Origin of the sequence: Pseudomonas putida (assembly GCF_001976065.1) — a bacterium.
GTDB lineage: Bacteria > Pseudomonadota > Gammaproteobacteria > Pseudomonadales > Pseudomonadaceae > Aquipseudomonas > Aquipseudomonas serbica.
Map to the genome: position 1 here is coordinate 253,069 of NZ_MNAH01000008.1, position 16,507 is coordinate 269,575.

At 55.3% G+C, this 16,507-nt stretch carries 10 protein-coding genes; 3 read left to right on the plus strand and 7 right to left on the minus strand.

Going from position 1 to position 16,507, the window contains the following annotated elements; all coding sequences use genetic code 11:
• Positions 1-161 precede the first annotated feature (161 nt).
• A complete protein-coding gene (gene nhaA, locus BKX96_RS24915; RefSeq protein ID WP_077185713.1) occupies positions 162-1,499 on the plus strand; it encodes a Na+/H+ antiporter NhaA in 1,338 nt (445 codons plus the stop codon).
• 130 nt (positions 1,500-1,629) lie between these two features.
• Here the strand turns inward: nhaA and BKX96_RS24920 are convergent, their stop codons facing one another.
• Complete coding sequence (locus BKX96_RS24920; protein WP_410454548.1) at positions 1,630-4,986, minus strand: Ig-like domain-containing protein; 3,357 nt, start codon at positions 4,984-4,986, stop codon at positions 1,630-1,632.
• Positions 4,987-6,087: 1,101 nt separating this feature from the next.
• Between BKX96_RS24920 and BKX96_RS24925 the strand changes: the two genes are divergently transcribed.
• The gene (locus BKX96_RS24925; protein ID WP_077185715.1) at positions 6,088-7,542 is read left to right on the plus strand and encodes a TrkH family potassium uptake protein; all 1,455 of its coding nucleotides are present in this window, start codon (positions 6,088-6,090) and stop codon (positions 7,540-7,542) included.
• Between the two features lie 285 nt (positions 7,543-7,827).
• On the opposite strand, the gene dctM is transcribed toward BKX96_RS24925, so the two are convergent.
• From dctM to BKX96_RS24955, 6 genes are all read right to left on the minus strand, one after another.
• On the minus strand, positions 7,828-9,111 hold the full coding sequence (gene dctM, locus BKX96_RS24930) for a C4-dicarboxylate TRAP transporter large permease protein DctM (RefSeq protein ID WP_077185716.1): 1,284 nt from the start codon (positions 9,109-9,111) through the stop codon (positions 7,828-7,830).
• Positions 9,108-9,740: a TRAP transporter small permease gene (locus BKX96_RS24935; RefSeq protein ID WP_077185717.1), complete on the minus strand. Its 633-nt coding sequence runs from the start codon at positions 9,738-9,740 to the stop codon at positions 9,108-9,110. The genes dctM and BKX96_RS24935 overlap by 4 nt, the downstream gene beginning before the upstream one ends.
• 61 nt (positions 9,741-9,801) lie before the next feature.
• On the minus strand, positions 9,802-10,797 hold the full coding sequence (dctP, locus tag BKX96_RS24940) for a C4-dicarboxylate TRAP substrate-binding protein DctP (protein ID WP_077185718.1): 996 nt from the start codon (positions 10,795-10,797) through the stop codon (positions 9,802-9,804).
• An 831-nt stretch (positions 10,798-11,628) separates the two neighbouring features.
• Entirely contained in the window at positions 11,629-12,063 is a 435-nt protein-coding gene (locus tag BKX96_RS24945; protein ID WP_077185719.1) for a CBS domain-containing protein, read from the minus strand.
• A gap of 400 nt (positions 12,064-12,463) precedes the next feature.
• Positions 12,464-13,666, minus strand: a complete 1,203-nt coding sequence (locus tag BKX96_RS24950) for an NAD(P)/FAD-dependent oxidoreductase (protein ID WP_077185720.1) — start codon at positions 13,664-13,666, stop codon at positions 12,464-12,466.
• A 131-nt stretch (positions 13,667-13,797) separates the two neighbouring features.
• Positions 13,798-14,817, minus strand: a complete 1,020-nt coding sequence (locus tag BKX96_RS24955) for a GlxA family transcriptional regulator (RefSeq protein WP_077185721.1) — start codon at positions 14,815-14,817, stop codon at positions 13,798-13,800.
• Positions 14,818-15,415: 598 nt separating this feature from the next.
• On the opposite strand from BKX96_RS24955, the gene BKX96_RS24960 reads away from it, so the two are divergent.
• The gene (locus BKX96_RS24960) at positions 15,416-16,366 is read left to right on the plus strand and encodes an alpha/beta fold hydrolase (RefSeq protein WP_218639281.1); all 951 of its coding nucleotides are present in this window, start codon (positions 15,416-15,418) and stop codon (positions 16,364-16,366) included.
• The last annotated feature ends 141 nt before the right edge of the window (positions 16,367-16,507 follow it).

The window sequence follows — 16,507 nt, forward strand, 5'->3', positions numbered from 1 at the left end:
TGGTTGAGTATTCCTGGCAGCCGAAGGTTCATTCAGTAGTTTGGTTTGGCCATTTACTTCGTGCTTGTTAGCTCCTTATCATCCGGCTGGGTGCGTTGCTGCATGCGGCACAGCGCAGGTTAAAGCTCAAACGTTGGTCGGGCCGCCAGCGGAGAGTCAATGTGTCTGATAAAAATTCGGCGTCCTCAACTATTCCCCGTCCTCAGGTTTTGACCACTCGTGCATTGGCCGCAATAGAACGGTTTTCGCATATCGAAGCGGTTAGCGGAATCGTTTTGCTATTCGCTGCGATGGTTGCACTCATCTGGGCCAACAGCCCGCTTGCTGATTCTTATGAGCACTTCTGGAACACCCCACTCACCTTGGGTCTAGGTGAGTTCACGGTCTCGTGTTCGCTGCATTTTTTGGTCAATGATGGGCTGATGGCTATCTTCTTTCTCGTGGTTGGAGCCGAGATACGCCAGGAAATCAATGACGGTGCGCTTGCGAATCTCAAGTTGGCAACGCTACCCCTGGGTGCTGCGTTAGGGGGTGTCATGATGCCGGCGATTATTTACATGGCGTTCAACCAGGGTACCGAAGCCAGTACAGGGTGGGCAGTACCCACCGCCACCGACATCGCGTTTGCTGTTGGGGTACTCGCACTGTTAGGGAAGTCGATTCCGGGTGGTATTCGCGTGTTGTTGCTGGCACTGGCCATCATCGATGACATCGTCGCCATCTTGATCATTGCCGTTTTTTATACCGCGAGCCTGGATTATCTGGGGTTAGTGGTTGCGTTAAGCGGATTGGCTCTGGTGCTGCTTTTTCAGAAAATGGGCATTGGCAAGGCCTATTTGTACATACTGCCTGGCGCAATTGTATGGTTTGGTCTCCTAAAAACCGGAGTTCATCCCACACTGGCGGGCGTCATTCTCGGTCTGATGACACCGGTAAACTCCAAGCCCGCAACGGAACAACCACTGGATACAATCGGGCGGACTTTCCATGAGCTGATGGATCGTTTCTCCCATTCCTCCAACAGTCCGCAGGAGGTCACCAAGCCGCTGAAGCAACTTCAGCAAGCACAGAGGGAAATATTGCCTCCGGTGCAACGCGTCCAGGTGGGGCTGCACCCATGGGTAGCGTTTGGTGTCATGCCGCTCTTCGCTTTGGCCAATGCGGGTGTAGGTCTTGAAGGCATCAATCTGGACGATGATGTCTCTCGGAATATCTTCATGGGTGTCATATCAGCGCTTGTGCTCGGCAAGCCGCTCGGCATCGTTCTTGCGAGCGTCGCCCTCGTCAAGCTCAACATCTGCAAGCTGCCTGAGGGTGTGACATGGAGTGGAATCGGACTGGTGGGGTTGCTGGCCGGCATCGGATTTACGATGTCCATCTTTATCTCATCGTTGGCGTTTTCTGATCCTGCGTTACTTTCTTCGGCAAAACTCAGTGTTCTAGCGGCTTCAGCAGCGGCCGCAATTACTGGATTGATCTGGGGGAAAATAAAGTTCTGACGGTATGCTCTCGGATCAACATCCGATTGGGTGAACATCAACGGCGCACAGGCTGAATGGCCCGTGCGCCGTGTTGATTTACAGTTCGCTCAACTTCCTACTCATTCTCCAGTAGCTCAGAAAAAAAGCTTTACCGACTGCTAATCGGGACCGTGATGCTCCTCCCGAACGCCGAACTGATGGTCACGGTGGGATTGGATGATGGGCCACTGCCGGTGGTAGTCACCGATATCCGCCAACGCGCCCCAGTGCCGATCGGCGTGAGAATCGCGTTGCCGAGGTTGAGCGGGCCGGCGGTAGTGGTCGCGGTTGCCATGAGGGTGTTGCCGGTGCCGCGTGATGTGGTCCCTGCGAGCTCCCAGGTGTAACGACTGTTGCTGCGAGACGTGACGGAGGCGCTGGTGACCACCAAGTCTTCGTTGACCGCTGCCGGGGTGACCGCCACCGATACCGTTGCCGGTTCCGAGACCGCGTTTTTGGCATCGCTGGCCTGGTAGGTGAAGGCCGCGGTGAAGGGGGCGGTGACGCTGGCCGGTGGCGTGTAGATCACGCGCACACCGTCGGTGCTGACCACGCCCTGGCCGGAGTCCGGCTGGCTCAGGCCCACCACTTTGAGCGGCAGGTTACCGTCCGGGTCGGTGTCATTGGCCAGGACGTTGATGCTCACCGGTTGCCCGTTGCTGCTGGCCGCACTATCGGGGTTGGCAATCGGTTTTTGGTTCTGGCCTTCGTTGTCCTCATCGTCGTCATCATCATTACCGTTGCCACCACCATTGCGAAAGGTCGGTAGGGCGGCCGAGTTGACGTAGGTGACGCCGTCCCAACCGGGCAGTGGCGTCGGCATCAACTGGAACTGCCCCGGATGCTCGATGTCCCAGCGAAGCAGCATAGAGGTGTCCTCGTGCTGGGTATTGTGGCAGTGCTCCATGTAGGTCCCGGCGAACTCGCGGAAGTGGATAGCCATTTCCACATCCACCGAACTGTCGATGCCTTCGCCGATGCGATACACGTCCTTGCGCGCCCATTTTTCCCATTCCGGTGGCGCCTTGCCGTCGCGGCTGAGGACGATGCCTTCTTCGAAATGCACATGCACCGGGTGGTTCCAGCCGTTGCCGCCGTTCTTGATTTTCCACACCTCCAGCGTACCGTCGCCGCTGTAGCCGCCATCGGTTGGTCCGGTGGACAATTGCGCCGCCGCGTTGACCCGCCGAGGGTCCATGCTGTAGCCGAAGCCGCCGTCGGTCTTGATGGTCCACGGCGCTTCGTCGGTGCCGTCGGAGCGGCCGAAAATGAACTCGCGATGCCGGGCCGCCTTTAGTTTGGTTTGGACGATGGGATCGTCGCGATCGAGGGTCAGTGGGATCATGACTTTACCGGCGGCTTTGCCGGGTTTGGCCGGTTCATAGTCCGCCGGGTTCATGCTCACGTCCGTGCCGGTGTAAGGCTGTACGATCATTTGCATGAATTTGCCCACCACCGGGTCGCCTTTGTCCCACTCCGGTCCTTTGCTGCCCTGTTTGATCACCGCCTTGTACTTCTCGGACAGCACGTCGGCCAGACCCAAGGCGTTCTTCTCCGGCCCCTTGCCGGTCTTGTGTTCCATCAGGTTGACGAAGTACAGCTTGTCGCCGGTCTTGATCCCGTTTTTCGCGAAGTTGACGATGATGTCGAAGCGCTCGGCGATGCCTTGGGTCGGCAGGATGGCGTTGTGGTTCTGTTTGTCGCCATCACCGTCCAGGTCCATGCTGCCGTCAAAGGGCACGGCGTGTTCCATGAGGTTGCCGTCGTTGCCGATCATGTGGAACGGCACCCGGCTGTAGGACACCCCGGAGCCGGACGGCCCGGGGAACTCGCCGCCGTTGCCGGCGATTTCACGCACCAGGGCAATCCTGAAGTAGCGCGAGACCGAGCCGTTGAGAATGCGGAAGCGATAGCTGCGGGCGCGCACTTTCAGACGCGGCTCGTACTGCCAGTTGACCAGGATCTGGTCGCCGAGAAAGCCGTCGGTGTTGAACGGGTTGAACCACAACTGGCCGTTGGCGTCCCAGGCCTTGTCGGCGACCACCAGGTTGACGTCGTAGTCGCGGTTGCCCCAGGGCAGGGCCGAACCGCTGGGTAGGCGCAGGTTGACACCGTCTTCGATGGCTTCGTTGCCGCGATCCAGGGCGCTGTAGTAGTTCATCATCACCGCGTTGCCCTTGTAGACGTTCTGCGCGGTGAAATCGAGCATGTGGTCGTGGAACCAGTGGGTGCTCATGGTTTCGCGCCAGTCGCCACGGATCTTGATCGTGCCGTTTTCGCAAGTCTTGAGGCCGGGGCTGGCGTCGTTGACAAACAGCTTCTCACCCGGCGCGCAAGGGAACGCCGCGCGTGGGTCCTGCGCCGTGGTGTTGATGGTGTCGTAACCGGCCAGTTGCAACGGCCAGCGATAGTCGTAGTACTGCCCTGGAAAGAAAAACGCATTGGTGTAGCCGTCGCTTTCGGCCGGGGAGTGACCGTTGTGTTCGTGGGTGCTGATGGTGTGCAGGCCGAAACCCATGTTGGCCGACGGATCGATCGGCAAGGCGTTGTAGTGCCGCATCAATACCGGCTGGCCATACCGCACCATCAGGAGTTTTGGTGGAAAGGTGCCGTCGAAGGTCCACAGTGCATTGTGATTCTGAACTGGCATGCTGGGGTGGAACTTGGTGTCGATGCCTTTGGTAGTGCCCGTTGTGGTCGGAATGTCCGAGGTCTGGTAGTAGAGCCCGCCTGGCCCGAACTCACCAACGGCGTAGTTGTGCAATTGCCGGCGGTCACGCATGCCGCCATTGAGCTTGGCTCCCGCTTGCACGGTTTTGAAGGCGACCTGCGGGTAGAACTCGTTCCAACGTTGATGCGACCAGCCTTTTCCCGGTGGTCGGCCCTCGGCCGGAGAACCCACCGGATGGCGGTTGAGGAAGCTTTCGATTTGCGCCTTCCACGGGTTGCGGTCCAGCACGTTGGAGAACTGCGATGGAAACGGATACAGCCCGGGCTGGCGCATGAAGGCTTCCAATGCCGAACTCGAAGGGCCGCTGCGGGCGACACTGTCCGGGTCTTGCTGCGGCAATGGGCCGACGGTGGGTACCGGGAAGGTCAGTGGTGGTGCAGGCAGGGTCGGGTCGAGTTTTTCCGTACCGAACTCTTCGAACAGCAGCAATTGCTGGGTATAAGGCTGGGCGCCGAACAACGGGCTGGGCTTGCCGTTGGTAGGGAAATTGAACGAGGTCTGAACGCTCGGCGGCAACACGTTTTCGGCGCGCGGTGTGTTTCGGTCGCCGTACACGCCGTTGGGATAGGCGATAGCGCCCTGGTTGGCTTCGGACAGGCTTTTCAAGGCTTCCAACGCGGCTGCGGCTGCCACCGGATCGGCGGGCAGAGGGTAATACGCCGAGGGGTCTGTCGGTGGCGGCTCACTGACATCGTCGAGCGGTGTGGCGTTGGCCGTTGCCAAGGTTACGAGCATCGCGGAAGTCAGGCCTGCCCTGCGTAAACAGCTCATTGAGTGGATCTGTGGTGTTGCACGTTTCATTTGATTCCCCTCGCGTCATGCCTAATCGGCGAAACCCGCCATCCCGTTTGGGAACGACAGCTGCTGCGGTAGTGGGGAAAGTGCAACTGTTAGGCCATCATCTGGCAGAGAAGAAAAAGTGCTAATGAATTAGTAAGTTGTTTCAGAGTGTTTCTGCGCGTTTACAGAAAATGATGGGGCATATTCCACTGAATTGGTGGGGCTTCTTCAACCATTTGGGGGTAGTGCCCCATTTTTGGAAAAAATGATCGGCCTACACAGCGATCGGAGGAACTCTCCTTGAATTGTCCCGACGCTAGGACTACAAGCTCAATTGGAGCTGTGATTTATTGGCGAAATGAATTCGCGATTTTTTAGTCCGGCTCATTGCGCGCTGAAGATGACAGCCAGGTGTAACAGCTTTTTTCATGGATGGATTGATTTGCAAAACGTGCTTTGGCAATATCGGCGACCTGTGTTCCTCAGTCAGTTCTCCATCCCTCTCATTTGGGAACTGTGCAGTAGGGAATACAGGTAAGCCCGGCCCTGTGCCGGGTTTTTTATTCGTAGGAACCCTACTCGCTCAGCTAAGAGCCGCTCCTCCTATGGGGCAGTGAGGTACCAAGCCATAGACTTTGTCTGTTAAGAGGACAATGGTAATGCTTAGAGCAACAGGCGAGTAACCGACTCTGGTGGTGGCCCTCTCCCCCCCTAGGCCGACCTGATGTTTGGGTCAACACGTGATGAAGTCAGTAGTGGTACCGGAAAGTCCCCAAAGAACCACCTGCGAACGCTAGCCACGAGATTTAGCCGATCTGTTGCATCGACCGATTGAGTTCGCACTCATGACACGACAATGCCAAGTGCCACTTGTACAGGCTTGCTCCGAATTGATAATTCAAAGTCGCGACTCAAGCTGCGCCAATGGGTACCGATTTCGAAATGACAGGACGTATTCAATACTGCTATCTGCCTGTAGAAATTTTACGAAAAATTTGCGGGTTGTTGAGATTGAGCCTTCGATAATGCGCGGTGCAAATTTGGCAGGTTAATTTTATGTCCTTCGCAGCAATGAGGCTCATTGGCTTCATCTTAGGCGTTTTTCTGATTACGCTTGCCGTAAGCATGGTCATCCCCATGATCACACTGGTGGCCTATGAGCGCAGCGACGACCTATCGGCCTTTCTTTGGTCGAGTTTGATTACCTTCATCTGCGGTCTCTTGTTGATCGTGCGAGGGCGCCCAGAAACTGCTCAGCTTCGTCCGAGGGACATGTACCTTCTGACTACCGCTAGCTGGGTGGTGGTGTGTATTTTTGCAGCGTTGCCAATGGTGCTTATCAGCCACATCAGTTACACCGACGCCTTCTTTGAAACAATGTCCGGTATAACGACCACTGGCTCAACCATCCTGAGCGGCTTGGATACTGCTTCACCAGGGTTGTTGATGTGGCGATCAATGCTTCACTGGCTAGGCGGTATCGGCTTCATCGGTATGGCTGTGGCGATCCTTCCCCTGCTTCGAGTAGGTGGCATGCGTCTCTTCCAAACAGAGTCCTCGGACTGGTCAGAGAAGGTGACACCGCGCTCCCATATTGCAGCCAAGTACATCCTTTTGCTTTATCTGGGACTCACTGGAGCCGGGACTCTCGCCCTCTGGATCACCGGCATGACGCCATTTGAAGCAATCAATCATGCAATGTCCTTGATCTCCACTGGGGGATTCTCGACTTCGGACGCCTCACTTGGGCATTGGACGCAGCCCGCGATTCACTGGGTGGCGGTAATTATCATGATTCTGGGTAGCCTACCCTTTACGTTATATGTCGCAACATTGCGCGGCCACCGCCGTGCGCTACTCAAGGATCACCAGGTACGAGGATTTGTTTGCTTCCTGATCGTTACTTGGTTGGCAGTGGGTACGTGGTTGTGTTTTCACAGCGATTACAAATGGTGGGATGCATTTCGTATCGTGGCGATCAATGTGACCTCGGTCGTCACGACCACGGGAGTTGCGGTGGGTGATTACACTCTGTGGGGCAGCTTTGCCGTTTTGCTCTTTTTCTACCTGACCTTCGTCGGTGGGTGCTCAGGCTCTACGGCGGGTGGGCTTAAAATCTTCCGCTTTCAGGTGGCTGCCGCGTTGCTCGTGAGTAGCTTGAAGCAACTGATCCATCCCCGAGCAGTCATTCAAAAAAAGTACAACGGACACCCCATTGATGAGGAGATTTTTCGCTCGGTTTTGACCTTCTCATTTTTCTTCACCATCACCATCGCAATTCTGGCCTTGGGGCTGGCAATGATCGGTCTTGACTGGACGACGGCGCTGAGTGGGGCCGCTACAGCAGTGTGCAATGTTGGCCCTGGACTGGGAACGATCATTGGACCGGCAGGCAATTTTGCTTCGCTACCGGATGTGGCGAAGTGGTTGCTGACCGATGGTATGCTCCTCGGAAGGCTGGAAATACTGACGGTGCTGGTGATCGTGACGCCAGTCTTTTGGAGGTACTGATCGATTTTTTTTGAGCCAGCGGGACATTTATCAAGCCGTCGGTGCCCGGCTGGAAATGTACCGTTTGCTTTAAGGAAACATACTGCTTTGCCTCAATACTCGGATTCTGCAATCGTCCAGATGGTTGGCCTTGATTCACTGATTGATGCTAGGCAAACTGGACAAAGACCAAAGGAATTGGTTCCCCTTTGACAAAAAGCCCGCCAAGTGTGGGCTTTTTGCCGTCTGAACATCTGTTAAGCCCGATGCAGTAACCTTCATGAACTGGGAAGCTAAAGTGGAAAGTTAACTCATGTCCAACCAGTTTGGCAGCACAAGGGAAATCCAGGGTACGTAGGTAATCAGAATCAGAAACAGCAGCAGGATCATCAACCAGGGCATGGCGGCCCTTACGGTGGCAGGCAGTGTCATACCGGTCACCGCTGAGGTGACGAACAGGTTCAAGCCCACCGGCGGTGTGATCAGGCCAATCTCAAGATTGACCACCATAATAATGCCCAGATGAATTGGATCGATACCCAGTTTGATGGCTATGGGAAAGAGGATCGGCGCCAGAATAAGAATGATGGCCGACGGTTCCATAAAGGCGCCCGCAATTAGTAGCACGATGTTCACCACCAGCAGAAACATGACGGGCGTCAGGCCAGCCTCGATCACCCAGGCGGTAATCTGTTGGGGTAGCTGTTCAGTGGTCAGCACATGGGCGAAGAGCATGGCGTTGGCGATGATGAACATCAGCATGATGCTCAACTTGGCAGAGTCCAGCAGGACTTTCGGGGTTTCACGAAACGTCAGGTCCTTGTAAACGAACAAGGCGATAAAGGCTGAGTAAACCGCCGCCACCGCCGCCGCCTCGGTCGGCGTAAACATCCCTGAGTAGATGCCGCCCAGGATGATCAGCATAAGCAGCAGACCCCAAATCGCCTTGCGTGCGGTGCCGAGCAATTCACGCAATGTCGCGCGGGGCAGCGCGGGCAGGTTTTTCTTAACGGCGACAATATAGATTGCCACCATCAGCGCAGTACCCAACAACAAACCTGGCACCACACCAGCCATGAACAGCTTACCGACGGAGGTCTCGGTCGCGGCGGCATAGACCACCATCACGATCGAGGGCGGAATCAGGATGCCTAGGGTCCCGGCGTTGCAGATGATCCCCGCGCCAAAGGCCTGCGGATATCCGGAGCGGACCATGCCGGCGATGGCAATCGAACCCACGGCCGCCACCGTCGCAGGACTCGAGCCGGAAAGAGCGGCAAACAGCATGCAGGCCAATACGGCGGCAATCGCCAGTCCACCGCGAATATGCCCGACACAGGCGTTGGCAAAATCGATCAACCGGCGTGCCACGCCACCGGTGGTCATGAAGGCACCAGCGAGCAGGAAAAACGGAATGGCCAACAGCGTGTAATGCTCCGAGGTCTCGAACAGCTTGATCGCCAGCGAGCGCACTGAATCGGGGCTAAAGAAAATGATGGTCAAGGAGCCGGCGAGACCGAGGGAAATGGCGATGGGAACGCCGATGAACATCAGGACGAAGAGGGCCACGAACAAGAAAGCAATAGTCATGACTTGTCATCCTCGTGCTCGGCGAGTTTCAACGCATCAGCGGCTTCGTCGGCCAAGCCCAGGCCGGTTTGGCGGTTCTGAAGGATGCGCACGAAAATTTCAGCGAAACGGATGAAAACCAGGGCGAAACCCAAAGGAACGATCAACCCGATATGCCATTGCATGATGCCAAAATGGCCCAGATCCTCGGCGCCGATGCCTGCAATCATCAACGTTTGAATCCATTCGAAGCTGGCGACGCTGAGCAGCCCTGCATAGAACAGGCAGCACAGGCAGGCCACGATACCTATGTACTTTTGCACCGATCGGCTGGTCAGCCTGACGAGTGCGTCAACACCGATATGCCCGGCCGTGCGCACGCCATAGGCCAGACCGAAAAAGATCAGCCAGCCAAACAGGGCCTTGGTCAGTGCTGTGCTCCAGGTCATCGCCTGAGCCATTCCCATGATTTCGTCGCCAATGGCGAACAGCGGGGCGCTTGCACCTGGCCAGCGATCGGCAAGCCAGTAAAAAAGGCTGTAGAAATTATTAAGGATCACATAAACGAAAGTGACCAGAGTCATGGCGGCCAGAAGGAAGACGATAAAGCCCTCCTCGAAGTGTTCCCAGATTCGCCGAAGCGCTTTCATGGTGGCATCCCACGTCGAGTGACGACTGGCAGGCGCCGCCACGGCGGCACCTGCCTTGCGATTACTGAGCCTTATTGGCGGTTTCGGCTGCGGAGATCAGTTCAGGGCCGATATCGCCTTCGAACTTCTTCCATACCGGCTTCATCGCTATACGCCATTGCTCGCGCTCTTCGGGTGTCAGAGTAATGATTTCAGTGGTTTTGGCCGCGAGTATGCGTTGCTTGTCGCCTTCGTTTAGTTGCTCCGCTTCCTTGTTAACCTGCGCTGTGACTTCCACAACGATCTTGTCCAGTTCGCTGCGAACGTCTGGCGGCAAGCCGTTCCAGAATTTGGTGTTGGTGATCAGCATGTAGTCCAGTACGCCGTGGTTGGATTCAGTGATGTACTTCTGCACTTCATACATTTTCTGGCTGTAGATATTCGAGTAGGGGTTCTCCGCGCCGTTGACAACACCAGTCTGCAGGCCCTGATAAACCTCGGCAAAACTCATCTTGCGCGGATTGGCGCGCACAGCCTTGAACTGCTCTTCAAGCACGGCAGATGCTTGCACCCGGAACTTCAGGCCACGGGCATCGGCGGGGACACGCAGTGGCTTATTGGCCGACAGTTGCTTCATCCCGTTGTGCCAGTAGGCCAGGCCGGTGATGTTCTTGCTCTCCATGGACTTGAGCAGCCCTTGGCCCTGCGGGCTCAACTGGAAGCGGTTGACGGCAGCGATGTCATTAAAGAGGAAGGGCAGATCGAATAGTTGGAGAGTCTTTGTGTACTGTTCGAACTTGGCTAGAGAAGGCGCAATCATCTGCACATCCCCCAGTAACAACGCTTCCATCTCCTTGCCGTCACCAAATAGTGAAGAGTTGGGATAGACCTCGACCTTGACCTTGCCGGGCAGGCGTTCCTCTACCAGTTTCTTGAAAAGCAAGGCGCCTTGGCCCTTGGGCGTCTGTTCAGCGACCACATGCGAAAATTTGATAATTATCGGATCTGCCGCCATGGCCGCGTTCATTGTGCTTAACGCAAGAGCGCAGGCGAGTGCTGTACATAGAGATTTGAACATCGGTGGGATTCCTCTTGTTTTTGTTTTTCGAATGGCTTGATGCCTTGAGCACATTCGTGTGTCGGGACAGGAGGAAGTCTAGGCAGAAAACCATCAGGTGGAGGGTAATAACCAGAAAGGCAGCAAACTGCTGGTAGATGGCCAGATTTCCAAACCTGACTTTATGGATTTTTTGCTGCTGATTGGATGCCTGAATGGATGACTGCTTTTGGCCGATTCTGTTGAAAAAGTTGGCCATGGTTTCCGCACTGAAAAGTACACGTCCGAGATTGAAATCTTTACTTTCAGCAGAGGTCTGTCACGAATAGGAGGGGGGATGCTTGCCCGTTTTATAAACTAATGACTTCATTTTATTTTCTAATGATCACTGAAGGAAAGGTAGGTAGTAATTTCAATATGCTGTGTAAACCAAAAGTTTATAGTGCCACGTTTGGAAACCTTCAGGCGTATCGAGTGCTTTGTGCAGCTTCCCCAAGATTGCTTGATGCTTGAGCGTTACCAACTGAGGCCAAGAGTGACGCTAGGCGTGAGGTGTGCTTGCGAGTGGGTTTGTTAAGGCACCGCGGGAACTCGTCTATCAATGGCCCGACTCACGACGTAGGCCTTTCAGATTAGGCGCCGATGGTGCCGTTTTAGGTTAGCGACACGGCTGGCATTGGTTGGCTGGTTTCATTTTTAATGAATTCGGTTTTATTTCTAATGAATTTCGACGCCCAGCGCCGAAGATCTCTCAAAACAGGAACAGTGCGGCAATTTGCCGCGACGAGTACACGCCCCAAAAAAAGGGGAGGGTAAGCGATCCAACTTGGAAATTATTCTGACGCGCGATAGTCAGTGCCCGCGTATGTACTGTTCCAGTTGCTCGATCAATTGGTCCTGTTCTGCAATCATTGCTTTGACGATATCGCCAATGGATAACAGACCAATCAGCTGATTTTCGTGTACGACTGGCAAGTGTCGAAGATAGCGGTCGGTGAGTAGCGACATGCATTCGCGGATTGTTTGATTCGGTTCGACGGTCAGCACTGGTGAACTCATGATGCTAGCCACTTGAGTTTCAGTTGATGGGTGCCCATGGCGATGGACCTTGCGCACATAATCACGCTCGCTGACGATACCAACCAATCGCCCGTTCTCGATCACAGGCAAGGCGCCGATGTTACGCAAAGCCATCATGCTCAATGCATTATCAATGGTTGTATGAGGCGCAATAGTATAGATGTTGTGCTTCTGTTTGGAGGTGAGTAACTGTGCTACGGTTTTCATCGAGATCTCCATCTTCGCTTATTGTTGGCTGGAAGCAAGCGTCCAATTTGAGTTGGTATATTTTGGTTTTCGCGGAGAAGAAACCCCACGCGGAGTCTGAGAACTTAGTCTGGAGTAAGCAATTGCATAGTTACCAAATGATGCAAGTACGAAGATATCTTTCCTCGATTAACTCCACCATATCGCACCTCATTACCCTCGATCAGCGTTCAAAAACGCCACCACTCGTGCGTTGAAATTTGCGCCGATGAGACCGTCTGGATAAAGTAGACCAAGGGCTGGGGTCAATCCGGATACCGATCGAGACGACATCTTTCATGTTGGCCAAGATACGGTGCTAAATACTGCGCCTCGTTCGCCCCCGTCTGCCGAGGTAACCGGGATAAAAGGTGGCCGAATCTCATACCACAGGGATCAGTGGATCGGCCGCAGCCAAGGCTGTGGCACGATCAGCCGCCGGCGGGTAGATCCACTGCGTGTTGATCTGGGTCTTGAGTTCTTTGGCGTCCTGCTTAATCAGTTTTAGCTGGTGGTCCCAACCTTCAGTGAACACTGCCCCCCACGCGCCCAGATCCACACAGGTCACGTACTTGGGCTGACGGTAAGTGGTCGGAATTACACCCAACAGATCGGCGGCGGCATTGTTTCCAGCATGTCGGCCTAGGGCAATCGCATGCTGACAGGACATCGCCGAGAAGTTACCAATATCGTCAGTGGCGGCATATGCAACGTCGCCGGCGGCAAATATATCCTCTTGGCCCAACACCTTCAGGTTTTGATCGACATGGAGCCGCCCCTGGGCGTTACGCGCACCTGTCAGTTGCTCGGCCAGTGGGCTGGCGCGAAAGCCCACGGTCCAGATCACAGTCCTGGCTTCGATCCGCTGGCCATTGGCGAGGGTTATGCCGTGCGCATCGACCGACGAAACGGTGGCGTTCAGAACCCACTCGACGCCCAGATGCTCGGATGCCTCGGCAATCACAGGCCGAATGCTTTCGCCCATGGCAGCCGCAATCTGAGGAGCCCTGTCCACGACTATCACCCGCACATCAGTATTGTCGCCCAATGCGGCGCGCAGGCGCGCGGGCATCTCAGTTGCGGTTTCAATACCCGTGAAGCCGCCACCGGCAACAACGACTGTGTTCCGAGCGACGCTATAGGATTGGTTCTTGAGGGTGTTGAGGTGCTTCTCCAGGTAGGCTGCCTCTTCGATCTGATCCACATCGAAGGCGTACTCGTGTATGCCACCTACTTCAGGACGAAAGAGTTGGCTGCCTGTTGCCAGCACCAGTCGGTTGTAACGCAATACGCCCGGGTTGCCAAACTCGCTGCAGTAGCCGACGGTTTTTTCCTGCTCATTGATGCTATTGGCCGAGCCCTTAATGAAGCGCACTCCCACCGCCTCGAACAGTTCATCCAGTGGCGCGAACATCTTATGGACATCGGCTTCATAAAAGCGCGGACGAATCCGCAGTTCGGCCTGGGGAGCGAGTACAGTAATTTGCACATCATGACGATCATGTATGTTTAACTGCCGAGCAGCGCTCAATGCGCTCCAGACTCCTCCGAATCCTGCGCCAATAACCACAATATGTTGTTTCATGAACTTGATCCCGTAGACATACCGATAGGAAGCTCATCTTAATGTAGCGCTGCCTATCCTATAGGCCATAAAACCCTGAGTTTCGGCCAGCTTCGAATGTCTAGGCATTCCCGTACGGGATCGATGACTGGTCAGTCAGACTTCGTGAAACGGCTGCGATAGTCCCGGGGGGAGATGGAAAGATTGCGATGGAAGGTGCTGCGCATCCTTTCTTCGTCGCCAAAGCCACACAGGCGTGCGATCTGATCAATGTTGCGCGGGGAGTTCTCCAGCATCCGTCTTGCGGCCTCCAGACGAAACAGTTCGATGGACTTGGCCGGAGTGCGGCCAGTTCTGAGCTTGTAGACCCGGGCGAAGTTGCGCTGGCTCATTCGCGCTCGCTCGGCCAGGCGCTCGACAGTGAGTGTTTCGTCGCCCAGGTTCTGTTCAAGCCACAGGTGCAGGTGCTCGAAGACTGCACCGTCTTTGGACTGAGATTGCAGCAACTGGCTGTACTGTGCCTGGCCGCCGGGGCGTTTGAGATACACCACCAGTTCCCTAGCCACTTGCATGGCCACTTCGCGACCGCAGTCGGCTTCCACAAGCGCCAGAGCCAGATCGATACCGGCGCTCACCCCAGCCGAGGTCCAAACTGAACCCTGTTGGATAAAAATCGCGTCGGCATCGACGTCGATCGACGGGAAGCGTTGCTTGAGCGTGTCGCACATTGCCCAGTGAGTGGCTGCGCGCAGGCCTTCAAGCAATCCAGCCTTGGCCAGCAGGAAAGCACCGCTGCACACCGAGGCAGTACGTTTGGCTTGGTGCGAGGTGGTGCGCAGCCAATTTACAAGGTCTTCATAGTCGTCCAGGGTTTGGAAAATATCAGGAGCGCCAGGGACGATGAATGTGTCGATCGTCAACTCGGTCAACTGATCCAGCCGTGAGGTTTCCATGGTTAAGCCTTCGGCCGTCTGGATCAGGCCGCCATCCAAGCTAGCGGTATGTAACTGGTAGCCTGGCAAGCCGCGCTCAAGCATCGCTTTGGAGGCGGTCCAGAACACCGTCTGGGCTCCGGTCAAATCAAGCAGTCCGACTTTTTGATAGGCGACGAATACTACCTGCCGAGGTAGCTCCAAGGGAAAGGGGGGAGGGGCGTGGACCACTTCAAACATCGATCGTGTGTTTGACGTTTGCTCTTGTCGGGGACCAGTCATTGCTATTTGTACCATGCCTGTTCAAACGGAGTGCCGGAATAAGCTCTGCACGCAGGCTTGTCAAGGGAATGGCTATAGATGGTAGGTGGTAGGCGTGAAGTGACCTATGACCGATGCAATCGATATGTGGCTGAAAATCAGGGTCATATGTCATGGCAGGCACTTTCAGGGCGTCATAGTCTTGTTCGCGATACAAAAGCACTGAACGCTGAATTTTGATCTGTTGCGGGTACTCAATCTTTATAAAACTTACGCCGGACTAGCGGGTAAATTGCTGTTTGGCGACGTGATATGCAACATTCGTAGTCGCACCGTGAGCATATTGTTTACGCTTCATCAATGAAGGCGGGCGTAGTTATCGGTGGGTGAATACTTGGAGTGAAAGTTTAGAAGGGAGTGCTGGAGTGTGTGTTTTTTATATTAACCAGATAGTAAGCATATTATATGCTGTTACATAAAAATAACCCATAGTAATTACTCACCTTAAATGGCTGTATTTCGATCTATCAGGAGCCTCTACGTGGCTGACAATTCTTCACTTTCAGTTGACGAGTCTATGCGTCGAAACCTTTTGCTGGGCGGCTTGGCTATTGCGGCCGCGGCGGCCCTGCCGACCTCTGCGTCAGCGCAGACTTCCGCCAAAACCGCTTCGTCCAACGTTAAAGGAAAGCAGAGCATGGGCACAATCATTACCGAAGAGGGTGTCGAACTGTACTATAAGGACTGGGGCCCGAAGGATGGCCCGGTCGTTACCTTGAGCCACGGCTGGCCGTTGAACGCCGACAGCTGGGACTACCAGGCCTACTTCCTGGCTTCCCAAGGTTTCCGCGTGATTGCCCATGACCGTCGCGGCCACGGCCGCTCGAGCCAGCCATGGGAGGGTAACGACATGGACCACTATGCCGACGACCTGGCCACGGTCATCAACACCCTGGACCTGCGCAACGTGACCGCTATCGGCTTTTCCACCGGGGGTGGTGAAGTGGCGCGCTATATCGGTCGCCACGGCACCACCCGCGTCGCGAAAATCGGTCTGATCTCGGCCGTGCCCCCCCTGATGCTCAAGACCCCTGCCAACCCGGGCGGTTTGCCCATAGAAGTGTTCGATGGCATTCGCGCCGGCATGCTGGCCGATCGTTCGCAAACCTTCAAAGACATCCCGAGCGGGCCGTTCTACGGCTTCAACCGTACGGGCGCCAAGGTTTCCCAAGGCATGATCGATTCCTGGTGGCGGCAGGGAATGACCGGTGGCTTCAAAAACACCTTCGACTCGGTGAAAGCGTTTTCCGAATCCGACTTCACCCAGGACCTGAAAAAATTCGACAAGCCGACCCTGATCATCCATGGCGATGACGACCAAATCGTACCAATCGACGCGGCGGGCCGTGCTTCGAAGAAACTGGTGCCGCACGCGCTGTTGAAAGTGTATCCGGGTGCGCCGCACGGTCTGACCGAAACCCATAAAGACCAATGCAACCAGGATTTGCTGGCCTTCTTGCGTAGCTGATCTGCCGCATCAACACTCTTATCGGTTCCCGCCTCAAGCTGCGGTGACGCTTGGTTCATCCTACCAAAGGTGGATGAATGCGTAAGGTACGATGGTCTGGAAGAACACATCGATTTGAAGCCTCTCGTCGTCACCCGCAGC

Excerpts from the sequence above, each read along its gene's own strand:
- BKX96_RS24920 (WP_410454548.1), bottom strand. The coding sequence starts at position 4,986 with ATGCTCGTAACCTTGGCAACGGCCAACGCCACACCGCTCGACGATGTC.
- BKX96_RS24925 (WP_077185715.1), top strand. The coding sequence starts at position 6,088 with ATGTCCTTCGCAGCAATGAGGCTCATTGGCTTCATCTTAGGCGTTTTT.
- dctM (WP_077185716.1), bottom strand. The coding sequence starts at position 9,111 with ATGACTATTGCTTTCTTGTTCGTGGCCCTCTTCGTCCTGATGTTCATC.
- BKX96_RS24935 (WP_077185717.1), bottom strand. The coding sequence starts at position 9,740 with ATGAAAGCGCTTCGGCGAATCTGGGAACACTTCGAGGAGGGCTTTATC.
- dctP (WP_077185718.1), bottom strand. The coding sequence starts at position 10,797 with ATGTTCAAATCTCTATGTACAGCACTCGCCTGCGCTCTTGCGTTAAGC.
- BKX96_RS24945 (WP_077185719.1), bottom strand. The coding sequence starts at position 12,063 with ATGAAAACCGTAGCACAGTTACTCACCTCCAAACAGAAGCACAACATC.
- BKX96_RS24950 (WP_077185720.1), bottom strand. The coding sequence starts at position 13,666 with ATGAAACAACATATTGTGGTTATTGGCGCAGGATTCGGAGGAGTCTGG.
- BKX96_RS24955 (WP_077185721.1), bottom strand. The coding sequence starts at position 14,817 with ATGTTTGAAGTGGTCCACGCCCCTCCCCCCTTTCCCTTGGAGCTACCT.
- BKX96_RS24960 (WP_218639281.1), top strand. The coding sequence starts at position 15,416 with ATGCGTCGAAACCTTTTGCTGGGCGGCTTGGCTATTGCGGCCGCGGCG.